The organism is Mesorhizobium waitakense, from assembly GCF_056431085.1.
This window is the reverse complement of record NZ_JBWKME010000018.1, coordinates 1-24911: the sequence shown is the minus strand read 5'-3', so window position 1 is coordinate 24911 and position 24911 is coordinate 1. Positions and strand designations below refer to the sequence as shown.

The window sequence follows — 24911 nt, the reverse complement described above, 5'->3', positions numbered from 1 at the left end:
CGCAATGACCGATCCGTTGAAGAAGATCCTGCTCGGCGAACAGGGCCTCGTCGTCATCTTCGTCGTTGCCTTCGCGCTGGTGTCGGCTCTGGTGCCGAACTTCCTCACCGACCGCAACATGCTCGGCCTGCTGCAGTCGGTGGTCACCGTCGGCATCGTCGCCTGCACCATGATGTTCTGCCTCGCGGCGCGCGACTTCGACCTGTCGGTCGGCTCCATCGTCGCCTTTGCCGGCATGGTCGCGGTGATGGCGTCGAACGCCACCGGTTCGATCCTGCTTGGCCTTCTGGCGGCAATCGCCTGCGGCGCCTTCGTCGGCTTCATCAACGGCGTCGTCATCGCCAAATTCCGCATCAACGCGCTGATCACCACGCTGGCCACCATGCAGATCGTTCGCGGCCTTGCGCTGATCGCCTCCGACGGCCGCGCCGTCGGCATCAACAGCCCTGATTTCTACCAGCTGGCGCTGTCGAAACTGCTCGGCATACCGACGCCGATCTGGGTGTTGGCCGTACTCTTTGGCATCTTCGGCTTCGTCCTCAACCGCACCGTCTTCGGCAAGAACACGCTGGCCATCGGCGGCAATCCGGAGGCCTCGCGGCTGGCCGGCGTCAATGTCGACAGGACGCGCATCTGGATCTTTACGCTTCAGGGCGTCGTCTGCGGCATCGCCGGCATCCTGCTCGCGTCACGCATCACCTCGGGCCAGCCCAACGCCGCGGTTGGGCTTGAGCTTTCGGTCATCTCGGCCTGTGTGCTCGGCGGTGTCTCGCTAGCCGGTGGCCGCGCCACCATGTCGGGCGTCATCGTCGGCGTGCTGATCATGGGCATCGCCGAAAACGCCATGAACCTGCTCAACATCCCGGCCTTCTACCAGTACATCGTGCGCGGCGTTATCTTGCTCCTGGCGGTGCTGCTCGACAATCTGCGCTCGTCGGCATTGGGCCGACGTTGACCGTCTTCGACTGGAGCAAAAAAGATGACTGAGCGGCTGTCCGGCAAACGCATCTTCCTGACAGGGGCCGCGCAAGGCATTGGGCTCGCCATCGCCGAAGCCTGTTTGGCCGAGGGAGCAAGACTGTTCCTGGTCGACCGCGACAGCGCATTGCTGGACAAAGCCGTCGCGGGCCTCGCCGCACAGCAAGGCCATGTCGGGCATACCGCAGCCGACATCAGCGATGGGGCGGCGATTGCCGCGGCTGTCAGCCGGGCAAACGATGAAATCGGTACTATCAACGCGCTGATCAACAATGCCGGGGTCAATGTGTTCTCGACGCCGCTCGACACCAGCGAGGAGGAGTGGAACCGTAATTTCGATGTCAACGTCAAGGGCGCCTGGAACTGCAGCAAGGCAGTCTTGCCGGGCATGATCGCAAGCGGCGGCGGCGCCATCCTCAACATCGCCTCGACGCACAGCTTCACCATCATTCCGCATACCTTCCCCTACCCCGTCGCCAAGCACGCTCTGCTCGGCCTGACCAAATCGCTGGCACTCGAATATGCGGCGCAGGGCGTGCGCGTGAATGCGCTGGCGCCGGGCTATGTCGAGACGCAGAAGGCCATCGACTACTGGAACAGTTTTCCTGACCCGGTTGTGGCGCGCGCCGACACCATGGCGCTGCACCCCGGCGGCCGCATCGCCTCGGTGCGCGAGATCGCGCTTGCCGCGGTGTTCATGATTTCCGACGAGTGCCCGTTCATGAACGCGGCCAGCCTCGTCGTCGATGGCGGGCTGAGTCAGATGCAGCATCCCGCCTGAAAGTTGCGAAAGACCATGACCAAGAGACGATCGCAGCACTCAGCCTAGGCGACGGACGTCGCCAGGCTGACTGAGACTGAGCGCCGGAGCTTATGGACTGGACGGCGCAAGCGCCGGATGAGGGCAGGCTTGCATCGCCGGCCTTAAGAGAGAATTTCCAATCGTGGCGCCGGATTTAGAATAAACTAACTCTACAGAATTTGTGGAATAAGCAATCTGCGCTGGCGATCTGGTTTCCATCCAGACAGGACCACGCCATGCCCACCCTTTTGCGCTCGCCCTCAATTCCATCTGGACACCGGCATCGCCCAGGCGGCGATCGACGAGACGGTCAGTTTCGTCAGGACCAAGAGCCGCGCCTGGATCGACAGTGGCGTCGACAATGCCTGGGACGACCCCTACACCATCCAGGCCATCGGCGACCTGACGCTGCGCCTGCATGCGGCGCAGGCGCTGCTGGAAAAGGCCGGCTATGCGATAGACCGGACGGTGGCCGAGCCGACCGCCGAGACAGTGGCGCATGCGCAGGTCGTCACCGCCGAGGCGAAGATACTGTCGACCGAAATCGCCATCACCGCCAGCAACAAGCTGTTCGAACTGGCGGGAACCCGCTCGACGCTGGCCGAGCACAATCTCGACCGGCATTGGCGCAATGCCCGCACGCACACGCTGCACGATCCGGTGCGCTGGAAATACTCCATCCTCGGCAAGTATTTCCTCAACGGCGAAAATCCGCCGCTGCACGCCTGGAGCTGATTTTCCACCGGCGGGCATAGGTTCGCCGCATCAGACATCGATCATCAAGAGGCCCACTGCCATGTCAAATCCAACAGTCGTCGGCTTTTCCGGCAACATCACCCGGCCGTCAAAGACGCGCGCCTTCGTCGATCTGGTCACCAGGGACATAGCAGCCCGCCACGGCCTGTCGGCGAGCACCCATGATATCGAGGATCTCGGTCCATCGCTGGGAACGGCAAGATGGGCTCGCGATCTCGACAGCCAGGCGCGCCCAATCCTCGAGGAAATCCTCGCTGCCGACGTGCTCGTCGTCGGGTCGCCGACCTACAAGGGCAGCTATACCGGCCTGTTCAAGCACTTCTTCGATCTGATCGATCCGGCCGCCTTGCGGGGAAAGCCCATCCTGTTGACCGCGACCGGCGGTGGCGAGCGTCACGCCTTGATCGTCGAGCATCAGCTGCGGCCGCTGTTCGGCTTCTTCGAGGCCTTCACGCTACCCACCGCCGTCTACGCCACCGACAAGGATTTTACCGACGGTGTGCTGTGCTCCGATGCCATCCTGAAGCGTGCGGCTCAGGCGGTGGACGAGGTCGGCTTCGTGCTGGCAAACCGCTCGGCTGGCAGGATCGCAGCCGAGTAGCATTCCGCCGGCGGATTGCGACGATAATTCCTGTGGGCGGTGGCCTCGCTTACGCGCAATTTACGACCGCCCGCTATGTTTCTGTCTGATTCGTCTGGGACAGGAACGACATGAGCAAAGCCCTCACATCCTTCGCACTGGTCGCGGTGCTGACCGCCTTGCTCATGGCGTTGAGCCTGGCCGTGGCCAGGCACGGGTATCCCTATGGTGCGATCGGCGTAAGGCGGCTCGATGGCATTGCCGATGCCGGAACATTCATTCCGCTTGCCGCGGTCTATTTCTTCAGCGCCCTGCTGATGATGATCCTGCCGATCAGGGCGGCCAGCATCGTTCTCACCCATGCCGCCGATGCGGTCTTCTGGACCGTGATCGTGCTGTTTGCAGCCATCGTCGGCTGTCTCGCCGCCAGATGGGCCTTCGGCCAGGGCAGCGCCGTGTGGGCGCTGCTCAACTGGCGGTTCCTGTTTGCCGCAGCGATCGTCGGTTGCCACTTCGTCATGAACGAGCTGCGCCGCAATGTGCTGCTGCGCAGCCTGTTCTTCGTGGTTTTCGCCGCCGCGACGCTGGCCTGCCTGTTCTGGTCCTTCTCGCTCTGACCAGAACATAGCCGGCTAGTTTCCTGACCCGACGCTGATGTTGCTGGCCGCCGTTGCCATCCATGTCCAGAGATAGGCGGCAAGCCCGCGATCGACATGAATGCGCAGCCTGCCCTGATGGCGATAGATGATGGCGCTGATGCCGGCGAAGGAAAGCGCTGCGCTGGCACTCGTGTGCTTGGGATCGAGTGTCGTCCCGCGCGCGATGAAAGCGTCGAGCGCCGAGCCCTCGACCTCGAACACCTGCAGCCCGGCGCTGATCGCCGTCACCGCGAAGCCTTCTGCGTGCCAACCCATCGCGACAGCGAGTGGGCTGTTCGACACGACAAGCAGCCGGTCGCGCGCCAGCCGCGCCGCATAACGGTCGCCTTGCGCTGTGCCAAAGGCACCGACCCCATTTCCGTCCAGGCCGGACGCCCGCGACCACGCGTCGAGGTCGCCGCTGACCAGCAACTGATTGAGGCCGGCGATCGCGCGCACCACGAGGCCGGGTGCCGTGATGACCGTCGACTGCCAGTCGGGCGCGACAGACCATTTTTCAGCGAAATCACGCATGCAGCCGGTCTCCTGCTGGGTCGAAGGCGCAAGGCGCGGCAATCGTCGCCTTGCTGACCTTGCCGAGGTGCTGGATGTCGATCGTCTCGCCGTGGCGGGCGGCGCCGCGTTCGATCAGCCCAAGTGCGACCGGACGACCGAGTGATGGGCTCTGGTAGCTCGAGGTGACAAAGCCCTGGCTGCGCAATCTGCCGTCACTCCGCCTGACGCCATGCGCGCCGGTCGGCAGCGGCGCTTCGCCGGACGGCACCGTCAGTCCGACAAGCTGCATGCGGCCGCCGCGCGATGCCTCTTCGGTGAACAGCGAGCGGCGGCCGACGAATTCGCCCTGACGTTTGGCGCGCGGACCATCGACGCCGAGATCCTGCGGCAGCGTGGTGCCGTCAGTGTCCTTGCCGATGACGATAAAACCCTTCTCGGCCCGCAAGATCATCAATGCCTCGAGGCCGATGACAACCGCGTCGAACGCCTGGCCGGCATGTCGCAGATGCGCCCACAGCGGCTCGGCGCGGTCAGCCCGCATCGAGATCTCGTAGCTCCTGTCGCCGGTGAAGCTGACGCGGGCGATGCGGACCTCGTCACCTGCATATGAGCCTTGGCCGACCGCCATATGCGGCAGGTCGGCATCGTCGAGCGAGAGGCCGAGATCCATCGTTTCGAGCAACTTCCGGGCATTCGGCCCCGAAACAGTCAGCGTCGCCATCTCGGCGGTGGCGTTGTGGATGTAGACGGCGCCGCGCCCGAAGCGGTCCTGGCGCCATTCCTCCAGCCGCGTATGCACGGCAGCGACATGCGAGGACGAGCACGACACCACGAAGCGATGCTCGTCGAGCCGCACCAGTACGCCGTCATCGAAGACCACGCCATTCTCCGACAGCATGAAGCCATAGCGGCAACGACCGGGTCTCAGCGTCGACATGGTGTTGTAGTAGATGAAATCGACGAATTCGGCCGCCTTGGGTCCGATCACCTCGATCTTGCCGAGAGTCGAACCATCGAACAACGCGACCGACTGGCGGGCGTGCCGCGCCTCGTCCGCGATGGAGCGTTCCGCGTCGGCGTTGCCGCCATAGTGAGCCGGGCGCAGCCAGCCGCCATATTCCTGGAAGACGGCGCCGCTGGCACGATGCACGCTCTCGAGCGGCAGCCGGCGCACCGGCGCCATCAGTTCGCCGGCGCGGGCGCCGGCAAAGCTCGCCAGCGGCACTGGCGTGAACGGCGGGCGATAGGTGGTGGTGCCGACCTCCGGCACCGTGCGGCCGGTGATCCCGGCCATCAGCGCCAGACCCGGCAGGTTGGAGGTCTTGCCCTGGTCGGTCGCCATGCCGAGCGTGGTGTAGCGCTTCAGATGTTCGACCGAGACGAAGTTTTCGCGTGCCGCCAGTTCGACGTCCTTCACCGTGACGTCGTTCTGGTAGTCGATCCAGATGCGCCCCTTCGCGCCGGGCATCGGCCATACCGCGAGAATGCCGCCCGTGGCTTCAGGTCCGGTGCTGCGCGGCACTGCTGTCGTGGCCTGGCCAAGCGATGCAACAGCCTTGCCGGCGCTTGCAAACACCTCCGACAAGGAAACCGCACCGGCCACGGCGCCGGCCACGGCAATACCGTCGACCGGATCGCCGGGCAGGAAGGCGGCGCGCGTCTCGCTCCAGGCGAGCTTGCCCCTGGCCTGGCCGAAGAGATGAATGGTCGGCGTCCAGCCACCCGAAACCAGCACGCAATCGGCATCCAGCCTGGTGCCGTCTTCGAGCGTCACGGCTTGGACACGTAACCTGCCATGCGCAGCGGCGAGGCCACGTCCCGCGATCAGCCGGACATTGGCAGGCCCAGCGGGAGTGCCGTCGCGCCGCAGATCGACAAGCGTGACTTCGGCGCCGGCCGTGGCGAGCGCCTCCGCCACTTCATAGGCGCTGTCATTGTTCGTGGCGATGACGATCCTGCGGCCGACCAGCACCGCATGCTGCCTGAGATAGGCGAGTGCGGCATCCGCCGACATGATGCCCGGCAGGTCGTTGTTGGCGAAGGGCAGCGGCCGCTCGATGGCGCCGGTCGCCAGCACGATCTGGCGCGGCCTGACCCGCCACAGGGCGTCCGGCCGTCCGTCGCGATGGCGGTGGTTCAGGCCGACCAGATTGTGGTCGTAGATGCCGAAGGCCGTGGTCGAAGGAAGGATCAGGTGACCGGCCGCGGCAAGCTCCGCAACCGTCTCCTCGATCCAGTCGGCGACCGGCTTGCCGTCGATCTCACCAGTCCGGTGGCCGAGCGATCCGCCTGGCCTCGGTTGGTCGTCGACCAGCGTGACGGTGAGACCCGCGCCGGCCGCCAGCCTTGCCGCCGCCAACCCGGCCGGTCCCGCGCCCACCACCAGCACGTCGCAATGGTGGTTGATCTGGTCGGCTGTGCCCTGCGATGTCCAGCCCGTATCGACCTTGCCCAGTCCCGCCATGGCGCGGATGCGCGGCTCGAACATGTGCCAGTCCGGCCACATGAAGGTCTTGTAGTAGAACGCCGCTGGAATGAAGCGGGAGAAGCGATCGAGGAACGCGTTGCGGTCGGCCAACGCGGTTGGCGTGGCGTTAACGCTTTTCGCCACCAGCCCGTCACGCGCCGCCTCGGTCGTGGCCCGCGTGTTCGGCGTCGCCGGCACGCTGCCGCCGATATCGACCAGCGCGTTCGGCTCCTCGACGCCGGCGCCCCAGATGCCGCGCGGCCGGTGATATTTGGAGCTGCGCCCGACGACCGCGACATCGCTGGCCAGCAGCGCGGAGGCGATGGTGTCGCCGGCAAAGCCGTGCACGGTGGCGCCGTCGAAGCTGAAGCGGATCGGCCGTGACCGGTCGATGGCGCTGCCACCGGTGGCGAGGCGCGAGGCGGTCACGCCGCGTGCTCCCCACCGAGAGCGGTTGAGGACACCACCGTGTGGGTGACGGTGTCACGTTCCACGACGAAGAACTCGCCGCAGTTCATATGCACCCAGATTTCGCGCGCAGTGCCTTTCGGGTTGGAACGCAGATAGAGGTAATCAGCCCAGCGCTCGACCGGCACATCGACGCCATCCGGCCGCGCATTGCCGGCATCGCCGCCATAGTGGAATTCGGTCTCGTCGCGCGGGCCGCAGAACGGGCAAGGGAAAAGCTGCATAAGTCCTCTCAATGCGCGATGCCGGAGCCGGCCGCTTCGTCGATCAGCCGCCCGCTGGCGAAGCGGTCGAGGTCGAACGGACGGCTGATGTCGTTGTGCTTGCCGCCGGCCAGCAATTGCGCCAGCAGCGTGCCGCCGGCGGGTATGGCCTTGAAGCCCCCCGTACCCCAGCCGCAATTGAGGAACAGGCCGGGCAAGGGCGATTCACCGATGATGGGCGAGGAGTCCGGCACGACATCGACGATCCCGGCCCATTGCCGCATCAGCTTCAACTGGCCGAAGATCGGGAACATCTCCAGCAGGCCGGCAATCACCGTCTCCAAGGTGGGCAGATTGCCGCGCTGCGCATAGGAGGGGATGCGATCGAGCCCGCCGCCGATGACAATCTCGCCCTTGTCCGACTGGCTGACATAGACGCCTGTGCCTGGCGACAGCACCACCGTGTCGAGGATCGGCTTGACCGGCTCGGAAACGCAGGCCTGCAGCGCGTAGGAGTTGATCGGCAGGCGAAAGCCGGCCTTGGCCGCCAGTACCGAGGAATGACCGGCGACCGCCATGCCGATACGGTCGGCACGGATCGCGCCACGCGTCGTCTGGACGCCGCGGCAGCGGCCGCCCTCGATGATGAAATCGGTGATCTCACAGTTCTGGATGATGTCGACGCCGAGCCGGCTCGCCGCCCGCGCGTAACCCCAGGCGACCGCGTCATGGCGCGCCGTACCGGCCCGGCCTTGCCAGATGCCGCCGAACACCGGGAAGCGCGCATCGGCTGAGAAATTGTAGATTGGCGCCACCCGGCGCACATCCTCGGGCGAAAACAGCTCCGCATCGATGCCGTTGATCTGCATGGCGTTGACGGTGCGCGCCCCAACCTCCATTTCGGCGGTGCTGTGACAAAGATTGACCATGCCGCGCTGCGACAGCATGACATTGTAGTTCAGATCCCTGGACAACCCCTCGTAGAGCCGGTGCGCCAGCCCGTAGAGTTCGACGCTTTCCGGATAATAGTAGTTGGAGCGCACTACGGTGGTGTTGCGGCCGGTGTTGCCGCCACCGATCCAGCCCTTTTCCAGCACTGCAACCCGGCTGATGTTGTGATTGCTTGCCAGGTAGTAGGCCGTCGCCAGCCCATGGCCGCCGCCGCCGATGACGATCGCGTCATAGGACGGCTTCGGTTCGGGCGAGCGCCATGCCGGCTGCCAGCCGGTCTGGCCGGCCAGCCCTTCCTTGAAGAGCGACAAAGCGGAATAAATTCTTGTCATGGCGTGCCGGGCAAGCTGCTCTCTCAGGTCAAAGCGTAATGGTATTGTACATATATGTCTAGTGCGTCTGTCGATCGTGCACGTTGCGGATAGTGCTAGCGTTTACGCGAAATCGTCTCCTCGACGTAGCGCGAGAACGCCTCGACATCCTCTGCCAAAGGCTCCTGGCCGGTGAAGCTGCGCAGATACAAGGCGACCTGAGCCAGGCGGCTGCTCATCGGCTCGTTGAGTTCGAGCGAGTAATAGCCGATCTGCATGAAATAGAGCACGCGGGCGCGCACGAACGCGTCTTCTTCGTCATAGCCATGACGCACGAACATGTCGCGAATGGCATCGACGCGCTCCTCGTCGGCCTCGTCAAGCGCGCGCCTGATGGCAGGCGAGCGACGGGCCCAGGCCCTGATTGCGAAATCGAGCTGCGGATCGAACAGCCTTTCGTCCACCCAGCATTCGAAGATGCTCATCACCCCGCGGATCACGGTCGCGGAGGGCCGTCTGGCGCGTTCGACGATGAACTTGGTGTTGGTCTGCCGCCAGTAGTCCAGCAACTGGTCGAGCAGGTCCTGACGGCTCTTGAAATACCAGTAGAAGCTGGAGCGCGAGACGTCGAGCTTCTGGCCAAGTGTCAGCACGCGGACGCGTTCGACACCATCCGAGATCAACGTCTCAAGCGCAAGCTTAAGCCAGTCTTCGCGGGTGGCCTTGATGTTTCCGGTGGCGCCGGCGCGCTGGATCGTCGTATCGGTGGCTTCCATAATCACGACGCATGACACGCTGCATCAGGCAAATCAAGGCTATGGACACTTATGTCCAAGGTCAAGTCGGCCTGGCCCGGATGATGCCTCACGTATGGCGCTGTCGCCGCCGCGCCATCGGCATGATGCAAGGCTTGGGATTTTGTCGCGGGCGGCTGGCCCACTGCGTGCTTTCCCGCAAGGCAATTGTCTGGCAAATACCAATTCAGACAGACGCCGCCGCGCGGCCAACCAGCAGGAAGACAAGACATGACCCTGTTTCGACAGAACCTCATCGATGGCGAATGGGTCGGCGACGCCGGCTCCCGCAACATCAACCCTTCGGACACCGGCGATGTCGTCGGCGACTATGCCTCGGCGGGTGCCGCGCAGGCGGGGCAGGCAATCGCTGCCGCAAAGGCCGCGTTTCCGGCATGGTCCCGGTCTGGTCCGCTGGCGCGCCACGCAGTGCTGAAAAAGGCCTCGGACGAGATTATGGCGCGCAAGGACGAGATCGGCCGCAATTTGGCGCGTGAGGAAGGCAAGACACTGGCCGAAGGTATAGGCGAGACCATTCGCGCCGCCCAGATATTCGACTTCTTCGCCGGCGAAACATTGCGCCTGTCCGGTGAGGTCGTGCCAAGCGTGCGGCCGGGGGTCGGCGTGGAGATCACCCGGGAAGCCGTCGGCGTGGTCGGCATCATCACGCCGTGGAATTTCCCGATCGCCATTCCGGCCTGGAAGATCGCTCCGGCGCTCGCCCATGGCAACACCGTCGTCTTCAAGCCGGCTGAGCTGGTTCCCGAGAGCGCCTGGTCCATCGTCGACATCCTGCATCGCGCCGGCCTGCCGAAGGGCGTGCTCAATCTCGTCATGGGCAAGGGCTCGGTCGTTGGTCAGGCCATGCTCGACAGTCCCGACGTCAACGCCATCAGCTTCACTGGTTCGGTCGGCACCGGCAAGCGCGTCGCCGCCGCAAGCGTCGAGCACATGCGCAAGTTCCAGCTCGAAATGGGCGGCAAGAACCCGCTGGTCGTGCTTGACGATGCCGACCTTGCGGTCGCTGTCGATTGCGCGCTCAACGGCGCCTTCTTCTCGACCGGCCAGCGCTGCACCGCCTCGTCCAGGCTGATCGTGACCGACGCCATCCATGACCGTTTTGTCGATGCCCTCAAGGATCGCATGGGCAAACTGGTCGTCGGCGACGCTCTCGACGCGCAGACCCAGATCGGCCCGGTCGTCGACGCGACCCAATTGAAGCAGGACGAGGATTATATTGCCATCGGCGTCAGGGAAGGCGCCACGCTCGCCTTCGGCGGCGAACGGCTCGACCGCAAGACGCCCGGCTTCTATCTCAGCCCGGCCCTGCTGACCGAAGCCACCAATGCCATGCGCAGCTCGCGCGAGGAGATTTTCGGACCTGTCGCCAGCGTCATCCGCGTCAGGGACTATGACGAGGCGTTGGCTGTCGCCAACGACACACCGTTCGGGCTGACCTCGGGCATCTGCACCACGAGCCTCAAGCACGCCACGCACTTCAAGCGCAATTCGGAGGCCGGCATGGTGATGGTCAACCTGCCGACGGCGGGCGTCGATTTCCATGTTCCCTTCGGCGGCCGCAAGGAGTCGAGCTACGGCCCGCGCGAACAGGGCCGCTATGCCATGGAATTCTACACCACGGTGAAGACCGCCTATACGTTCGCGGGCTGATCGGCCACCGCCGATCATGCCAGGCTGATCGGCCACTTCCGATCATGCCGGGCTGATGGCCACCCGGGCCGATCATGCCGGCGATACGGCAACATCAAGAACACCGGACCGGCGCGCGGCGATGACATTGCGAGACCTGACCTGGCTCAATCCGCCGCCGCACCATGCCATCGACGGCGATACAGTTCGTGTGCGCACCGGCAAGGAGACCGATTTCTGGCGCGAGACCTTCTACGATTTCTGGCGCGACAACGGCCACTTCCTCTACCGTAAGGTCGAGGGCGATTTCACCGCCGAAGTCACTGTCGAAGGGCGCTACGAGGTGCTCTACGATCAGGCCGGATTGATGGTCCGGCTGAGCGAAACGCACTGGATCAAGGCAGGCATCGAATACACCGACGGCGTTATGTATTTTTCCGTCGTCGTCACCAACGATACCTCGGACTGGTCGTTGGCCACCATTCCAGCAGGTCCGCACGGTGTGCGGATCCGCTTGACCCGTCATGCCGAGACGATCCGCGTCCAGTATCTCGATGCTTCCGACGGTCACTGGAAGCCCGTGCGGCTCGCCTATTTTCCGATCTCGAAAGTGGTCGATGTCGGCATGATGTGCTGTTCGCCGCAACGCGAGGGTTTTGAGGTTACATTCTCGGGCTTTTCGGTCGGCCCGCCGATAGCGCGGGAACTGCACGACTGAAGCGGATGCGTCCGCGCCTCGATCACGCACCAGCCTCGTCCAGCCCCAGCCCGTCGCGAACGGCGTTGCGGATGGCTCGCGGGCCGAATCTGGCCCAGACTGCCTGATGCGCGCGGATGCGCTGCTTTGCTCTGCGTTCGGCGTCCAGGCAAAGTCCGACCGCCATCTCGGCAAGCACTTCATCGGAAACCGACAGCAGCAGCTCCTGGTTCTCGACAAAGCCAAGCCCCTCGGCGGCCAGCGGTGTCGCGATTACCGGCACGCCCCAGGCCATCGCCTCCAGGATCTTGATGCGCGTGCCGCCGCCTGCCGTAAGCGGGATGATGGTGAGATGCGCCCTGGACAGCAGCGGCGCCATGGTTTCCGGGTTTTCGACGAGCTCCACGCCAGGCAATCCGGCCAGCGCCCGTACGGCAGGTTTCGGCCTGCGCCCGGCAACAACCAGTGTCGCCACCGGAAAGGCCTGCTGGATGCGAGGAAATATGATGCCGGCTAATCTCTTGGCGGCATCGACGTTGGGCGGATAATCGAGATGGCCGACGAACAGGATCACCGGAAAGCCATTGTCAGCCGCAGGCTCGGCGGGCATCGTTTCCGGGATATCACTGGCGTGGGGAATTCCGTTCGGAACGACGTCGACCGGCACCTTGTGCGGGAAAAGGGTCGTCAGCCTTTCGCGATCCTCGTTCGAGCACACCCAGACCCTGTCGACGAGGGAAAGCGCCTTTCCTTCGAGGCGCCTGATGGCAATGGCCGTGGCAAGCCTGGCCGCGGCGGATCGCGCCTTGTCGGCGCGATGCAATTGTCCCGCCAGGTCGGACTCGACATTGTGCATGTCGAGGATGAGCTGTTTCGTCAGGGGTCTCAAAGGCCGCAGCAGCTTGAACAGACCTATGCCCTCGACCACAATTATGTCCGGGCGGAAGTCTCGAACGAGGGTCTCGAGCCGCGTCAGGGCAGAGCGCGAAATGCGATGTTCTGCCCTTATGCGCCACCAGCCGATCGAACCGGTGCGAGCTTCACCGTCGATCGATAGGGCCTCGATGCGGATCGGCGGATCGACGGCTTCCACGACCTGCGGCCGCACCGACACCAGGCACGCAGGTCCGAACGCTGCAGCCGCCACGGCATTGCGGTGGTTGCGCAGATCCGTGCCGGACTTCGGCGGAAAGGCCGGATCGTGCGACACGACCAGCACACGCCGTTCGGCGCTCCGAGGCTCTGTTCCAGACGGCATTCCAGGCGGTTCCGCAATCACAAAAACGGCTTCGACTTGTTTAGCTGAACGGCGCTTTCGTCAAGTTGCTTGGATGTCCGTTGCAGCACGTATGCCGGCGGGCCGCAGGGTCACCGCCTGGACCACGCCAGCCAGCGCGCCGACAGCCGCCTCCACAAAGTGGTGAACCGGGTTCGCCGGTAGGCGTCGCCGGCCATCTTTATGCCTTGTGCCTGCGTCGGGAAGGGGTGGATGACGTCGGCCAGCGCGTGCAATCCCATACCGGATTTGATGGCGAGCGACACCGCATTGATCATCTCGCCTGCATGGCTGGCGACGACCGTGGCACCCAGGATGCGATCCGACCCTTCCTTGACGTGGATTTTGACAAAGCCCTCCTCCTCGCCGTCCATGACCGCACGCGCGACGTCGTGCATCAGTACCGTATAGGTCTTGACCGGGATGCCATCCTGGCGCGCCTGTGCCGGATAGAGGCCGACATGGGCAATTTCCGGATCGGTATAGGTACACCACGGCACGACCAACTGGCTCACCCTCTTGCGCCCAAGGAACAGGGCGTTCTGCACGACGATGCGGGCCGTTGCCTCCGCGATATGGGTGAATTTGTAGTCGAGGCAGACATCGCCCGCCGCATAGACGCGCGGATTTGTGGTCCTCAGATGATCGTCGACCTTGATGCCGTCGGCGTCGTATGCCACCCCGGCGTTTTCCAGGTCGAGACCGTCGACATTGGGCGAACGGCCGATGCCGGTGATGATCTCGTCGACGGAAATCGTCGTCGTGTCGTCGTCCCGCAGCAGGTCCGCGAGCTTCTTCCCGCCTGCCGTCCGTACCGCCACAACCTCGGTGTTGAGGCGAACCTCGACCCCTTCGCGCGCCAGCGCATCCGAAAGGACCTGGGCGGCGTCGCGCTCCTCGCCGGGCAGGAACATCGGGTCCCGCTGGGCCAGGATGACTTTCGCACCCAGCAGGCAGAAGGCCTGCGCCGCCTCGCAACCGAGCGGTCCGCCGCCAATGACCAGAAGCCGTGGCGGGCAGGCTGTGAGGTTGAACACGGTCTCGTTGCTGAGATATCCGGCTTCGGCCAGCCCCGGAATTGTCGGCAGGCTCGCACGGGCACCTGTCGCGACCAGCGCCTTCTTGAAACGCAGCGTCTTGCCGGCGACGATCACCGCGTCCGGTCCGGCAAACCGCGCTTCGCCGAAAAAGACATCGATGCCTTCCGAGGCGATGGTTGCGGCCGAATCGGCGCGGCTGATCCGCTGCCGGATTTGCCGCATCCGCCGCATGGCCCGCTGGAAGTCGACGTGAAGACGGTCCGGGGTGTCGCCGCCAAAACTTTCGGCATCGCGCATATCGGCATAGAGCCTGGCCGTGCGGATGACCGACTTCGACGGGATGCAGCCGACATTGACGCAGGCGCCGCCAATCAGGTTGCGCTCGATCAGCGCGACCTTTGCGCCGAGGCCGGCCGCGTCGCGGGCGGCGGTCAACCCGGCCGGCCCGGCGCCGATGACGACGAGGTTGTAGGGACCGTCCGGCTCCGGATTCTTCCAGTGCGGTGGATGGGCGTGCTGGATCAGCTCGATGTCATTGCGGTCGACAGGGAAGGCGGCAGTCCGGTCACGCGCCATCGCCGTCATCCCTCGACAGCCATCCACCCGTGAAGCCCGCCTTGCGCAAGCCTCGACGGATGTGCTGGTTGGACCGCATCAGTTTCCAGACCAGGCACGAGCGGTGGTTCTCGATCATCATCACCACGATGCCCTGGTCCAGACCGTAGTGGCCTTCCGACACCCAACCGTTGGGGCCGAATTTTCGCCGGTTCGCCAGTGTCGGGTTGAAGCCGCTCGGCAGCCGGAAATTGTCGGCCACCTCGGGGTAGCGATCCCCGAGATGGCGCAACGCCGCCAGGCAGATCTCCGGCGCGAAAGGCAGCGACGCCGGATAGGACCATGGGGCGATCGTCCCGTCATCCGGCCCGAACGGAGCGCCACGCGCGGCATAGCCGGAAAACCGGCGACGCTGTCGCTCCACGCTGGTGCGAAAGCCGCCCGGCCCGTCGCCTGCCGAAAGTCCCCACAGGTTCTCGTCGTAACCCCCATAGCCATAGGGGTTGTGCCGCGCATAGTCGCGGTGGAGGTAGGTCGAGCGGCGGCTGTTTTCGAAATAGTCGGAATTCTTCTCGCGCATGAAAGCGTCGCGGATGCCGGCGAAATCGATCCAGGCATGCGAGAACTGGTGCATGAACAGGGGTCCGCCATAGAGCACATCGTAGCCGTAGATGTTTTCCCACTGGTAGGTGGCCGTCCAACCTTCGTAGCTGTCGCCGGAGGTCGGGCTGTCGGGCGAGGCCATCGACAGCACATAGAGGATCGTCGCTTCGTTGTAGCCTTCCCAGCCATAGTGGAGAAAGCCGCTCTTCGGCTTCCAGCCCTGCCGCAAGGTCGGACTGCTGCCTTGCGCCCACCGCCAGTCGACACGCCGGTAGAGTGCCTCGGCCAGCCGGCGAATTTCGGCTTCCTCGTCATCGTCACCGGAAAAATAGGCGCCCGCCACCAGCACGCCGGCGATCAGCAATGCCGTATCCACCATCGACAGTTCGCAGCGCCAGACGCGCAGGCCGGTCCGCATGTCGAGAAAGTGGTAGTAGAAGCCTTTGTGGCCGGTGACGTCGTCGCCATTGCCTTGCGTGGAGGTCGAGAAGAAGCGCAGTGCCGCAAGGGTCAGTTTCACCGCCGCCTCGCGTGTCATCCAGCCGCGCTCGACGCCGATCGGATAGCAGGACAGGGCGAAACCGACGACGGCGATGCTGGCCGGCGAATTCGGCCGCGACGTATCGGCGACCAGCCCGTTCTCCGCGTTCACATTCTCCAGGAAATAGTCGAAGGCCGCACGCTGGTAGCGATCCAGAAGCTCGTCATCGGACAGCGCGGCGGGTTCGGCCCTAAGCAAACGATGCACACTCCAGCCTGACCGCCGCAGGTTCCGCCGGTCGCATGGCGAGCCCATGGCAGGTCATCGCGCATGCCGAACTGTCACTCGGTGTCATGGCTTTCCCATATCTTTCTTGCGTTCTCGTCGATTCGGACCTTGGCAATCATACGCGTGTAGCGCTCCCTTCGTTGCCCCCGTCACGCAGAATTGTAGCTGTATCCGCCGACGCAGGGAATGGGCCGGTGGATGGCGCTGTCACATCGCCACCGACGGAAAGGCACGTCGACGCAGGAGCATCTATCGGTCCACCTGGTGCTGGAAGAACTGCAGGAACAGTTCCCGCTCGGTGGTGATGTCGAGTTTTTCGTAGATGCGGCGGCGATGGTTCTTCACGGTGCCGACGGTGATGCCGAGGCGCTCGGCGATGTTCGCCGTCGGGTGGCCGGCCAGGATCAGCTGGACCAGTTCCCGCTCGCGCAGCGACAGTTCCGGCCACAGGCTTGCCGGGATGGTCGGCTCCTGCCGGGGCGAGGCACCGGGGCCGGTCGGTGCTGAGGTGCGGGAGAACTCGGTTCCGCGCGCCTTGATGTCGAGCGCATGCAACGCCTCGAACACCGGCAGCCGCTCGTCCAGCAGGGCGATCTCGCTGTCCTTGAATGCGGTGGTCGAGCGGTCGAGGAAGATGCCGAGGCACCAGTCGCCGCCATCGGCCAGCATGATGCCGACCTCGTCGCAGATTTCCGACTGCGCCAGGAAGCCGGCAATGTACTGGCCGCGCTTGGCCGCGTCGTCGGCAAGCCGCCTCAGCGGCATGATGCCGAGCCTTCGCTCGCGTCGCCACGAGGCGTAGAAGGGGTCGAACACGTAGTAGCTGGCGAGATAGCGCTGCACCATCTCGTCCGAGAAGCGCCGGTGCTTGACGAATTCCGGTGTCTGCGTCGCCGAATAGCGCGTCACGGTGACGAGGTCGTGCGCGATGTCCGCGCCGATCAGGTCGATCAGGCAGTCGACATGCCTGTCCGTGCCGGTGGCGGCGATCGCTTTGGCGAGCGGCGCCCAGATGGCCCCCATGCGCATGCCCTTTTCTCGGCGATGTCGGTCAGCCCGTCATTGTGTCTTTAGGCATATGGCGCGAGGCCACCCGCCGAATCTAGCCTAGCGACAACTTAGACCAGATTCCGAGGCGACCGTGACCCAGCCCAACCTCACCGGCCCCATCGTTGGCAATCAGCCGATCATTGGCAATCCAATTGTCATCGGTATCGACGCCGGCGGCACCATGACCGACACGATCCTTGTCGATCAGGACGGCCACTTCAAGATAGGCAAGTCGGCGACCACGCCGAAGAACGAAGCCGAAGGTTTCCTCGCTTCGGCCGAGGACGCGGCGGATGCCTGGGGCATCTCGCTGGAGCAGCTGTTTTCCGGCGTCAATGTTGTGCTCTATTCCGGCACCGGCATGCTCAACACGCTGCTGTCGCGCACCGGGCGCCGGCTCGGCCTGATCACCACCAAGGGTCTTGAAGACATGATCCTGATGGGCCGCGGCCTGCAGGCCTGGGCCGACTATTCCTACGCCGACCGGCTGCATGCGGTCACCCACCATCATCCCGACCCGCTGGTGCCGCGCCGCCGCACCCATGGCGTCACCGAACGCATCGACCAGTTCGGCGACATCGTGCTGCCGCTCTACGAGCATGAGGTCGCGGCGGCCGCGAAAAAACTGATCGCCGACAAGGTCGAGGGGATCTGCATCATGACGATCTTCTCGCATGTCAATCCGGTGCACGAGAAGCGCATCGCCGAGATCTGCCGCGAGGAGATCGAGAAGGCCGGCGCCGAGATCACCGTCTACACCAGCCACCAAGTCCGCCCTGTCATCCGCGAACAGTCGCGGCTGAACTCGGTGCTGATCGAGGCCTACGCCACCTCGCGTGGCCGCAAGCAGCTCAAGGGGATCGAAGACGTTTCGAAGAAATACGGCTTCAAATATGGCGTGCAGACGCTGCTCTCCTTCGGCGGCCTGACCTCGATCAACCATCCGCGCCTGCATGAAACCATGATCTCGGGCCCGATCGGCGGCATCCTGGGTGCTGCCTATGTTGGCAAGCTGATCGGCAACGACTCGCTGATCTGCTCAGATATGGGCGGCACCTCCTTCGACATGGGCGTCATCACGCGCGGCCAGACGCGGATCGAGAACGAGCCGCTGATGGACCGTTTCAAGCTCAACGTGCCGACGCTTCATCTCGACACCATTGGTGCGGGCGCCGGCATGATCCTCAAGGTCGATCCGCTGACGAAGAAAGTCAGCCTCGGGCCGGAAAGCGCCGGCTCCGATCCCGGCCCGATCTGCTTTGCCAGGGGCGGAACCGAGCCGACCATCGCTGATTGCGACGCCATCCTGGGGCGGCTGAACCCGCATTATTTCCTCGGCGGCAAGGTCGTGCTGCAGGTCGAGAAGGCCCGCAAGGCTTTCGAGGAAAAGTGCGCCAACGTGCTCGGCGTCGGTGTCGAGGAGGCCGCCGAAGGCATGATCGACATGCTGGAGGCCGACGCCAACAACGCGCTGCGCCGCGTCATCTCGGGCCAGGGCATCCATCCGTCGGAATTCACGCTGCTGTCCTATGGCGGCTCTGGCCCGCTGCATCTGGCCGGCTGCTCCAGGTGCATCGGCTTCAAGGACATCATCACCTTCCAGTTCGCCGCCGCCTTCTCCGCCTTCGGCTGCACAACGGCCGATTTCATGCGCCGGCATTCGGTGTCCACGCAGCACGACATCCCCTCGCGCGCCGACGAGGCGACGCTTGCCGCTTTCGGCGCCAAGGTCACCACGGTCTGGAACGATCTGACCAAGGCCGCGGTCGACGAGATGATCGCCGACGGCCATGCGCGCGAAAAGATCAGGACCGTGCCGTTCCTGATGATGCGCTACACCGGCCAGCTCGAGGACGTCGAAGTGATGGCGCCGCTCGCCGAAGTCAATTCGGCCGACGACATGCGCAAGGTGCTCGACGAGTTCGAGGCGGTCTATGCCAAGGTCAACCACCGCGTGTCGCGCTATGGCGAGGCCGGCTTCACCATCACCGAGCTCGGCCTGATCGCCACCGCCGACAAGGTCAAGCCGGTGCTGCTCAAGCGGCCGCTCGGTGCCTCCAATCCGGCTGCCGCCCACAAGGGCGTGCGCGAGGCCTATATCGGTGGGCGCTGGCACAAGGCCGATCTCTACGAGATGGATCTGCTGCAACCCGGCCATGAGGTGATCGGGCCCGCCATCATCGAACATCCCGCCACGACGCTCGTCGTCAATCCGCAAGACCGTGTCCATGTCGATGAATGGACGCTGCTGCACTACACCCACGCTTGAGAGGGCGATCGCCATGTTGGACAAACCTGCCTCGGCCCTGCGCCTTCGCGAAAGACTGCTCGATTCCGAGCGGCTGATGGAAGAGACCGGCTGCTATGACGGCATCACGGAACTCACGCTGCGCAACCAGGATCCCCTGAAATTCGAGACCCTGCACACCAAGCTGCGCGCCTATTGCGTCTCGGCACGTGAAATGGCCCGCCGCATCTCGGCCTCGCCCGGCGTGCGCGAGGTCGGCGAGATGGTGGTCGCCATCTACACCCCCGAGGGCGATGCCATCGCGCTCTCCAACGGCATCATGGTGCATGTCCACACGATGAGCCGCTTCATTAAATGGATGATCAAGAACAATTACGAGGAAAACCCGCGCATCCGCGAAGGCGACATCTTCGCCAACAACGACGCCTTCATTGGCACCGTGCAGGTGCCAGACGTCATGGACGTGGTGCCGATCTTCCATGAGGGCACCTTGGTCGGCTGGGCCGGTGCGGTCTGCCACGAGCTCGAGGCCGGCGGCATTACGCCCGGCGGCGACGTCTGCCTGGCGCAGGAGCGCTTCACCGAAGGCCTGTTCGTCTGCGCCGAGAAGATCGGCGAGAATGACGAGATCCGCCGCGACTATGTCATCCGCTGCGAGCGCAATCTGCGCATGCCGATCTACTGGGTGCTGGACGAAAAGGCCAAGGTCGCCTCCTGCATCGACATGCGCGAAAGCGTCAAGCAGCTGATTTCCGAGATCGGCCTCGACTATTGGATGAAGGTGTCGAAGGAGTTCATCGAGGAAGGCCGTCGCGCCCAGCTCGCCCGTACCCGCCAGCTCACCGTGCCCGGCATCTATCGCGGCCACACCTTCTATGGCCACGTCACCGCAGGCAAGCCCGGCTTCCAGCTGCTCGGCGATCCGGACTGGCTCTACAACATCCCGGTCGAGATGGAGATCACCACCGACGGCAAGATCACCATGGACTTCGAGGGCACCCAGCCCTGGGGCTACCATTCGATGAACTGCACGCCGGCCGGCATGGATGGCGGCATGTTCGTCACCTTGACCCAGCACATGAATTTCGAAGGCCTGGTCAATGACGGCGCCTGGATGGCGACCGAGCTGAAATTGCCGCATGGCACCTGGACCAACCCCGACAACGAGATGGTGGCGACAGCCACATCATGGGCGCTGCTGCTGCCGGCCTATGGCGTGTTCCAGCGGCTGCTGTCGCGCAGCTTCATTGCCCGTGGTTTCGTCGAGGAGGCCTTCGTCGGCCAGGTCAACAGCCCGATGATCGAGATGGGCGGCGAAAGCCAATACGGCACGCCGTTCGGCATGGCGCATTTCGAATGCGCCGCCGCCGGCTCCGGCGCGCTCGCCATCAAGGACGGTCTCGACACCGCCTATGTCGGCTGGAACCCGGAATCCGACATGGGCAACATCGAGGTCTGGGAACAGTCGATGCCGATGGTCTATATCGGCCGCTCGATCGTGCCGAATTCCGGCGGCGCCGGCAAATATCGCGGCGGCTGTTCCTTCGTCTCGACCTGGCTGATCAACAAGACCTCGCATCTGCGGCTCCACACCTCGGAACACTCTTCGCGGGTGTTCGACAATGGCGGCATGTGCGGCGGCTATCCGGCGCCAACCTGCCAGAAGCACCGCGCCGTGCGCAATTCCAACATCCATGAACTGGCGGTCAGGGGCGAACCGCTGGCGCATGCGCCAGGCATCGACCCGCTTGTGTCGGACTATGAGAAGAACATTGGCGGCGACCATATCGTGGTCGAGGGCCCCTACATCACCTCGCCGCACAAGGAAGGCGATATCTTCAGCCATTCCTACAATGGCGGTGGCGGCTACGGCGACGTGCTGGAGCGCGATCCGCTCAAGACGGCCTGGGATGTCGAGAACGGTTTTCTCACCCGCGAAGCGGCGGACAGCGTGTTCGGCATCGTGCTGAAGGACGATGAAGACGGTTATCCCACGGCCGATATCGATGCGACCGTGACGCGTCGCGCCGCCATGCGCAAAGAGCGTCTGGCGAAAGCAATCTCGGTGGCGGACTGGATCGCCACCGAGCGAAGCAGGGTCGAAAAGGCCGACTTCGCGCCCGAGGTGAAGAAAATGTACGCCAGCGCGATCAAGCTGTCGTCGCGCTTCACCAAGGATTTCAGTGATTTCTGGAACGTCGACGCAAGGTCCATCTTCACGCCGGGAGCAAAGCCATGACCTCGTACAGCAAGGAAGTCATCCGCGATCTCGCTGCCGGCCAGCTGCCCTGGCCGCAGACCCGGCGCATCATGAGCGCCTACAAGGACGATGACCGTTTCTTCAAGATGGTCGCCGTCTATCAGGATCGCGTCGCCTGGAAGGATACGATCCTGCTGCCGGTCTCGGATCACCTGTTCATCTGCCAGAGCGGCGATGAGCGGATAACCCGCTGCGAGTGCGGCCACTCCTTCGGCGACTACCGCAAGAACTGGAAGCTCAACGCCGCGATCAACGTGCGCAACACCGAGCAATCCCTGCGCGAGATCTATCCGAACAGCGATCTTCCCGATCCCGAATGGATGGAAATCCGCGAATTCATCTGCCCGGAGTGCGGTACCTTGCACGAGGTCGAGGCGGCGGCGCCGGGATATCCGATCGTGCATGATTTCGAACCCGATCTCGAAGGCTTTTATCGCGAATGGCTGGGCAAACCACTTTGACGACACTGATCTTGTGAGCCGCGTTGCAGGCAAGGTAGCCTGGCTGCCCGCACCGAATTGTCTTGGAGACCACGCCTGATGACAAACCTTTCCGGCCGCAGCGCGATCATCACCGGCGGGTTTTCCGGAATGGGCTTTGCCATTGCCACGGCACTGGCTGAGGCTGGCGCCAATGTCGCCGTCGGCTCCTACATTGCGCCCGCCGGCGCCGACAAATCCGATGCCGCCTATTATCCCGGCGCCGACGAAATCGTGCGTGTGCGTTCGGCTCTTGCCGCCCATGGCACCAGGGTTCACGCCGCCCATCTCGACGTGCGCGACAGCGACGTCACCAACGGTTTCGCGGCGGAAGCCGAAGCCGCTATCGGCCCCGCCGACATATTGGTCAACGCCGCCGGCACCACCGCCGAGCAGCCGGTCTGCGGCCACTCCGACGCGCTGTGGGACAAGATCGTCGACACCAATCTGACCGGCGCCTTCCGCGTCACCCGTGCCGTGCTGCCCGGCATGATCGGGCGCGGCTGGGGCCGTATCGTCAACATAGGCTCGACCGCCGCCTCCGTCGGCTGGAAGGACAACCCGGCCTATTGCGCTTCCAAGGCCGGCCTGCTCGGCCTGACCCGCTGCGTGGCGCTGGAAGGGGCGGCGCATGGCGTCACCTGCGTCATGATCAGCCCGACCTGGGTCGAGACCGACCTGATGCGCCGCAACGTGGCGCAGGTCGTCGAGCGCGAAGGCAAGGGGCGCACGGCGGAGCAAGCCATGGCCGAAATCGCCAGCGGCAACCCGCAGCAGCGCCTCCTGCAGCCACAGGAGATCGCGGCTCTTGCCGTCTTCCTGTGCTCGGATCTGGCCAAGGGCATCACCATGGAAAACATACAGATCACCGGCGGAGCACTGTGGTAGCGCTGATCCAGGCAGCTGCGGCCGGACAAGCGCCGGCCTGATCTCGGCAATCGCCTCGCTGTAAGACAAGGTGACCGGATTTGCCATTGAGCGCAGGGCACGATAGGTTATATTGCACTGCACAATGGAGACGCCGTTTATTGCACGCCCTTGTTTGCGGATATGCCGACTGGCCCACGGCCTGCCGGCCTTGGGTCGCGCCGGTGGGACTCTGAGATGAAGATTCCAAAGTCCCTGCTGGTCGATCCCGAGAAGAATTCGGTCTATGGCAGTTTTGCCGTTGCCGTCTCGATCTGGGCGTTTTCCTATTCGGTCATTTTCGGCCAGATCCTGATCCTCGCCTACTACGCGGTCTGGCTGCCGCTCATCCTGGTCGACTACCGGCGGTTCCTGCGGCACCTGTCCAGCGCCTGGCTGCCGCTGCTGTTTGCCGCCTATATCTGCTCCTCTGTCTTCTGGTCGCAAGCGCCCGGCATCACCGCAAGGACTTCAGTCCAGTATTTTTCCCATATTGCCTGCGCCTACGTCGCGGCGCGCACCGTCAGCGTGCGCACATTGACCATAGGCGCCCTGATCGGGATATTTGTCGTCCTGCTCTATTCGCTCAAGGTCGGCGCCTATTCCGAGGACGTTCTCGACGGCACCTACAACTTCGTCGGCGCCTTTGCGTCCAAGAACCAGATCGGCTTTGTCGCCTCGCTCGGCATCTATTTCTGCGTTGTATTCCTTGCTTTTTACAGACGCGGCTGGCTGAGCGTCATCCTGTCAGTGCCTATCGTGCTGTTGTCGGCCTATCTGCTGCTCGTTTCGCATTCCGCCACCTCGATGGCCTCGATACCGGCGGTTCTGGCGCTGGTGGCGCTTCTTGCCATGAGCAAGCTGCTGTCGCGGCGCTATCGCCGGGTGATCTTCCTGATCGGCGCCGGCCTGTTGGTCGTGGTTGCGTTCGTCGCCTTGAATCTCGGGCTGATGGACTTCGTCCTTGGCCTCTTCGGCAAGGATTCGACGCTCACCGGGCGGACCTATCTGTGGGAGCAGGGCTGGAACGCCGTGCAGAAAGCACCGATTCTCGGCGTCGGCTATGCCGCCTATTGGGTGCAGGGCTTCGCCGAAGCCGAGCGGCTGTGGAACGAATTCTACATCACCACCCGTACCGGCTTCCACTTCCACAACACCTATATCGAAGCCCTCGTCGAACTCGGCTTCGTCGGGGCGACCCTGGTCTCGCTGGTCATGCTGCGCACGCTCTATGGTCACGTCTCGGCGGTGATCTTCAGGGCATGGCAAGCGGATTCCGTGATCCTCTTCGGCGTCATGGTGCTGCTCTTGATCCGCTCCTTTGTCGAGGTCGAGATTCTCAACCCCTACATCATGGGCTCTTTCCTGATGTACTTCAGCTTCTTCAAGCTGGCGCGGCTGCCTGTCACCCGCACGCGGTGGAGCCCCGCCTTCGAGCAGGCCGAGGCGGCCAAGAGAGAGGCGGCCTGGCCCCGGCATGTGAATGGTCCGGCGGCCGCCAACCCGTCCTGAGCCAGTGCAAAACTGCGCAGCGGTTTTGACATGCATCAAAACAAAGGCTTGAAGCGCGTCGCATGAATCCCTTCAAACGCGACGCGCTTTATCGTTTGGGAGGCGGAAGCAGGGCCAACGGCGGTTTCGCTTGGGAGCTTTCGCCCAAGCAGGCCTGGCCCAAGGCGGATCCATCCCTGGCGGGATGGATCAAAACGCCGGATCGTGCTGGGGTTTCCGGGTCTGCTGGCTAGAACAATTCCAGGAAAGTATAAAACGGTTTTCCCGGGAAAAGCGCGTAGCGCGTTCCCTTAGGGAATCGCGTCAAAGCAAAGAGTTAGAGCGGTTCGCCGTTTCCGTGAACGGTGAACTGCTTGTCTTATGACATTGGCGCCGAACGGGTCAGAAAGGAACCGCTGGGAG

20 protein-coding genes and 1 pseudogene are annotated in these 24911 nt (G+C 63.9%); 12 read left to right on the top strand and 9 right to left on the bottom strand.

Going from position 1 to position 24911, the window contains the following annotated elements:
• Nucleotides 1-4 precede the first annotated feature (4 nt).
• From araH to AC07FD_RS05660, 5 genes and pseudogenes are all read left to right on the top strand, one after another.
• Nucleotides 5-955, top strand: coding sequence for an L-arabinose ABC transporter permease AraH (araH, locus tag AC07FD_RS05680; RefSeq protein ID WP_478349038.1), 951 nt, complete (start codon nt 5-7; stop codon nt 953-955).
• 24 nt (nt 956-979) lie between these two features.
• Nucleotides 980-1759 (top strand): SDR family oxidoreductase, encoded by a 780-nt coding sequence (locus tag AC07FD_RS05675; protein ID WP_478349037.1) that lies wholly within the window; start codon nt 980-982, stop codon nt 1757-1759.
• Nucleotides 1760-2041: 282 nt separating this feature from the next.
• A pseudogene (locus tag AC07FD_RS05670) lies at nt 2042-2515 on the top strand (acyl-CoA dehydrogenase family protein); the annotation flags it as partial.
• Nucleotides 2516-2576: 61 nt separating this feature from the next.
• The gene (msuE, locus tag AC07FD_RS05665) at nt 2577-3137 is read left to right on the top strand and encodes an FMN reductase (protein ID WP_478349036.1); all 561 of its coding nucleotides are present in this window, start codon (nt 2577-2579) and stop codon (nt 3135-3137) included.
• A 110-nt stretch (nt 3138-3247) separates the two neighbouring features.
• On the top strand, nt 3248-3733 hold the full coding sequence (locus AC07FD_RS05660; protein WP_095082895.1) for a hypothetical protein: 486 nt from the start codon (nt 3248-3250) through the stop codon (nt 3731-3733).
• A gap of 15 nt (nt 3734-3748) precedes the next feature.
• On the opposite strand, the gene AC07FD_RS05655 is transcribed toward AC07FD_RS05660, so the two are convergent.
• From AC07FD_RS05655 to AC07FD_RS05635, 5 genes are all read right to left on the bottom strand, one after another.
• A complete protein-coding gene (locus AC07FD_RS05655) occupies nt 3749-4288 on the bottom strand; it encodes a hypothetical protein (RefSeq protein WP_478349035.1) in 540 nt (179 codons plus the stop codon).
• Nucleotides 4281-7166, bottom strand: coding sequence for a sarcosine oxidase subunit alpha family protein (locus AC07FD_RS05650; protein WP_478349034.1), 2886 nt, complete (start codon nt 7164-7166; stop codon nt 4281-4283). Before AC07FD_RS05650 ends, AC07FD_RS05655 begins: the two co-directional genes overlap by 8 nt.
• Nucleotides 7163-7429 carry a sarcosine oxidase subunit delta family protein gene (locus tag AC07FD_RS05645; RefSeq protein ID WP_478349033.1) on the bottom strand — a complete coding sequence of 89 codons (267 nt, stop codon included), beginning with the start codon at nt 7427-7429 and terminating at the stop codon, nt 7163-7165. Before AC07FD_RS05645 ends, AC07FD_RS05650 begins: the two co-directional genes overlap by 4 nt.
• 8 nt (nt 7430-7437) lie before the next feature.
• Nucleotides 7438-8691, bottom strand: coding sequence for a sarcosine oxidase subunit beta family protein (locus AC07FD_RS05640; protein WP_478349032.1), 1254 nt, complete (start codon nt 8689-8691; stop codon nt 7438-7440).
• A 95-nt stretch (nt 8692-8786) separates the two neighbouring features.
• A complete protein-coding gene (locus AC07FD_RS05635) occupies nt 8787-9446 on the bottom strand; it encodes a TetR/AcrR family transcriptional regulator (protein WP_478349031.1) in 660 nt (219 codons plus the stop codon).
• Nucleotides 9447-9695: 249 nt separating this feature from the next.
• On the opposite strand from AC07FD_RS05635, the gene AC07FD_RS05630 reads away from it, so the two are divergent.
• Together AC07FD_RS05630 and AC07FD_RS05625 are read left to right on the top strand one after the other, a co-directional pair.
• Nucleotides 9696-11135 (top strand): aldehyde dehydrogenase family protein, encoded by a 1440-nt coding sequence (locus AC07FD_RS05630; protein WP_478349030.1) that lies wholly within the window; start codon nt 9696-9698, stop codon nt 11133-11135.
• Nucleotides 11136-11256: 121 nt separating this feature from the next.
• Nucleotides 11257-11832 (top strand): DUF1349 domain-containing protein, encoded by a 576-nt coding sequence (locus AC07FD_RS05625; protein WP_478349122.1) that lies wholly within the window; start codon nt 11257-11259, stop codon nt 11830-11832.
• Between the two features lie 22 nt (nt 11833-11854).
• Here AC07FD_RS05625 and AC07FD_RS05620 read toward each other — a convergent pair whose 3' ends face one another.
• From AC07FD_RS05620 to AC07FD_RS05605, 4 genes are all read right to left on the bottom strand, one after another.
• Nucleotides 11855-13069: a glycosyltransferase family 4 protein gene (locus AC07FD_RS05620; RefSeq protein WP_478349029.1), complete on the bottom strand. Its 1215-nt coding sequence runs from the start codon at nt 13067-13069 to the stop codon at nt 11855-11857.
• 110 nt (nt 13070-13179) lie between these two features.
• A complete protein-coding gene (locus AC07FD_RS05615; RefSeq protein ID WP_478349028.1) occupies nt 13180-14703 on the bottom strand; it encodes a mercuric reductase in 1524 nt (507 codons plus the stop codon).
• A complete protein-coding gene (locus AC07FD_RS05610; protein WP_478349121.1) occupies nt 14693-16024 on the bottom strand; it encodes a glucoamylase family protein in 1332 nt (443 codons plus the stop codon). Before AC07FD_RS05610 ends, AC07FD_RS05615 begins: the two co-directional genes overlap by 11 nt.
• Nucleotides 16025-16303: 279 nt before the next feature.
• The gene (locus tag AC07FD_RS05605) at nt 16304-17083 is read right to left on the bottom strand and encodes a helix-turn-helix transcriptional regulator (RefSeq protein ID WP_478349027.1); all 780 of its coding nucleotides are present in this window, start codon (nt 17081-17083) and stop codon (nt 16304-16306) included.
• A gap of 160 nt (nt 17084-17243) precedes the next feature.
• Here AC07FD_RS05605 and AC07FD_RS05600 point away from each other — a divergent pair, with 160 nt between their 5' ends.
• The 5 genes from AC07FD_RS05600 (at nt 17244) to AC07FD_RS05580 (ending at nt 24509) form a co-directional block, all read left to right on the top strand.
• Nucleotides 17244-19373: a hydantoinase/oxoprolinase family protein gene (locus AC07FD_RS05600; protein ID WP_478349120.1), complete on the top strand. Its 2130-nt coding sequence runs from the start codon at nt 17244-17246 to the stop codon at nt 19371-19373.
• A gap of 13 nt (nt 19374-19386) precedes the next feature.
• A complete protein-coding gene (locus AC07FD_RS05595) occupies nt 19387-21591 on the top strand; it encodes a hydantoinase B/oxoprolinase family protein (protein ID WP_478349026.1) in 2205 nt (734 codons plus the stop codon).
• A complete protein-coding gene (locus tag AC07FD_RS05590; protein ID WP_477412932.1) occupies nt 21588-22073 on the top strand; it encodes an acetone carboxylase subunit gamma in 486 nt (161 codons plus the stop codon). The genes AC07FD_RS05595 and AC07FD_RS05590 overlap by 4 nt, the downstream gene beginning before the upstream one ends.
• A gap of 78 nt (nt 22074-22151) precedes the next feature.
• On the top strand, nt 22152-22979 hold the full coding sequence (locus AC07FD_RS05585) for an SDR family NAD(P)-dependent oxidoreductase (RefSeq protein ID WP_478349025.1): 828 nt from the start codon (nt 22152-22154) through the stop codon (nt 22977-22979).
• Nucleotides 22980-23195: 216 nt separating this feature from the next.
• Nucleotides 23196-24509 carry an O-antigen ligase family protein gene (locus AC07FD_RS05580; RefSeq protein ID WP_478349024.1) on the top strand — a complete coding sequence of 438 codons (1314 nt, stop codon included), beginning with the start codon at nt 23196-23198 and terminating at the stop codon, nt 24507-24509.
• The last annotated feature ends 402 nt before the right edge of the window (nt 24510-24911 follow it).

What these genes read in the sequence shown, in the direction of transcription:
- AC07FD_RS05640 (WP_478349032.1), bottom strand. Translation starts at nt 8,691, where the DNA reads ATGACAAGAATTTATTCCGCTTTGTCGCTCTTCAAGGAAGGGCTGGCC.
- AC07FD_RS05580 (WP_478349024.1), top strand. Translation starts at nt 23,196, where the DNA reads ATGAAGATTCCAAAGTCCCTGCTGGTCGATCCCGAGAAGAATTCGGTC.
- AC07FD_RS05615 (WP_478349028.1), bottom strand. Translation starts at nt 14,703, where the DNA reads ATGGCGCGTGACCGGACTGCCGCCTTCCCTGTCGACCGCAATGACATC.
- AC07FD_RS05585 (WP_478349025.1), top strand. Translation starts at nt 22,152, where the DNA reads ATGACAAACCTTTCCGGCCGCAGCGCGATCATCACCGGCGGGTTTTCC.
- AC07FD_RS05630 (WP_478349030.1), top strand. Translation starts at nt 9,696, where the DNA reads ATGACCCTGTTTCGACAGAACCTCATCGATGGCGAATGGGTCGGCGAC.
- AC07FD_RS05635 (WP_478349031.1), bottom strand. Translation starts at nt 9,446, where the DNA reads ATGGAAGCCACCGATACGACGATCCAGCGCGCCGGCGCCACCGGAAAC.
- msuE (WP_478349036.1), top strand. Translation starts at nt 2,577, where the DNA reads ATGTCAAATCCAACAGTCGTCGGCTTTTCCGGCAACATCACCCGGCCG.
- AC07FD_RS05590 (WP_477412932.1), top strand. Translation starts at nt 21,588, where the DNA reads ATGACCTCGTACAGCAAGGAAGTCATCCGCGATCTCGCTGCCGGCCAG.
- AC07FD_RS05595 (WP_478349026.1), top strand. Translation starts at nt 19,387, where the DNA reads ATGTTGGACAAACCTGCCTCGGCCCTGCGCCTTCGCGAAAGACTGCTC.
- araH (WP_478349038.1), top strand. Translation starts at nt 5, where the DNA reads ATGACCGATCCGTTGAAGAAGATCCTGCTCGGCGAACAGGGCCTCGTC.
- AC07FD_RS05655 (WP_478349035.1), bottom strand. Translation starts at nt 4,288, where the DNA reads ATGCGTGATTTCGCTGAAAAATGGTCTGTCGCGCCCGACTGGCAGTCG.
- AC07FD_RS05625 (WP_478349122.1), top strand. Translation starts at nt 11,257, where the DNA reads ATGACATTGCGAGACCTGACCTGGCTCAATCCGCCGCCGCACCATGCC.
- AC07FD_RS05645 (WP_478349033.1), bottom strand. Translation starts at nt 7,429, where the DNA reads ATGCAGCTTTTCCCTTGCCCGTTCTGCGGCCCGCGCGACGAGACCGAA.
- AC07FD_RS05605 (WP_478349027.1), bottom strand. Translation starts at nt 17,083, where the DNA reads ATGCGCATGGGGGCCATCTGGGCGCCGCTCGCCAAAGCGATCGCCGCC.
- AC07FD_RS05620 (WP_478349029.1), bottom strand. Translation starts at nt 13,069, where the DNA reads ATGCCGTCTGGAACAGAGCCTCGGAGCGCCGAACGGCGTGTGCTGGTC.
- AC07FD_RS05660 (WP_095082895.1), top strand. Translation starts at nt 3,248, where the DNA reads ATGAGCAAAGCCCTCACATCCTTCGCACTGGTCGCGGTGCTGACCGCC.
- AC07FD_RS05675 (WP_478349037.1), top strand. Translation starts at nt 980, where the DNA reads ATGACTGAGCGGCTGTCCGGCAAACGCATCTTCCTGACAGGGGCCGCG.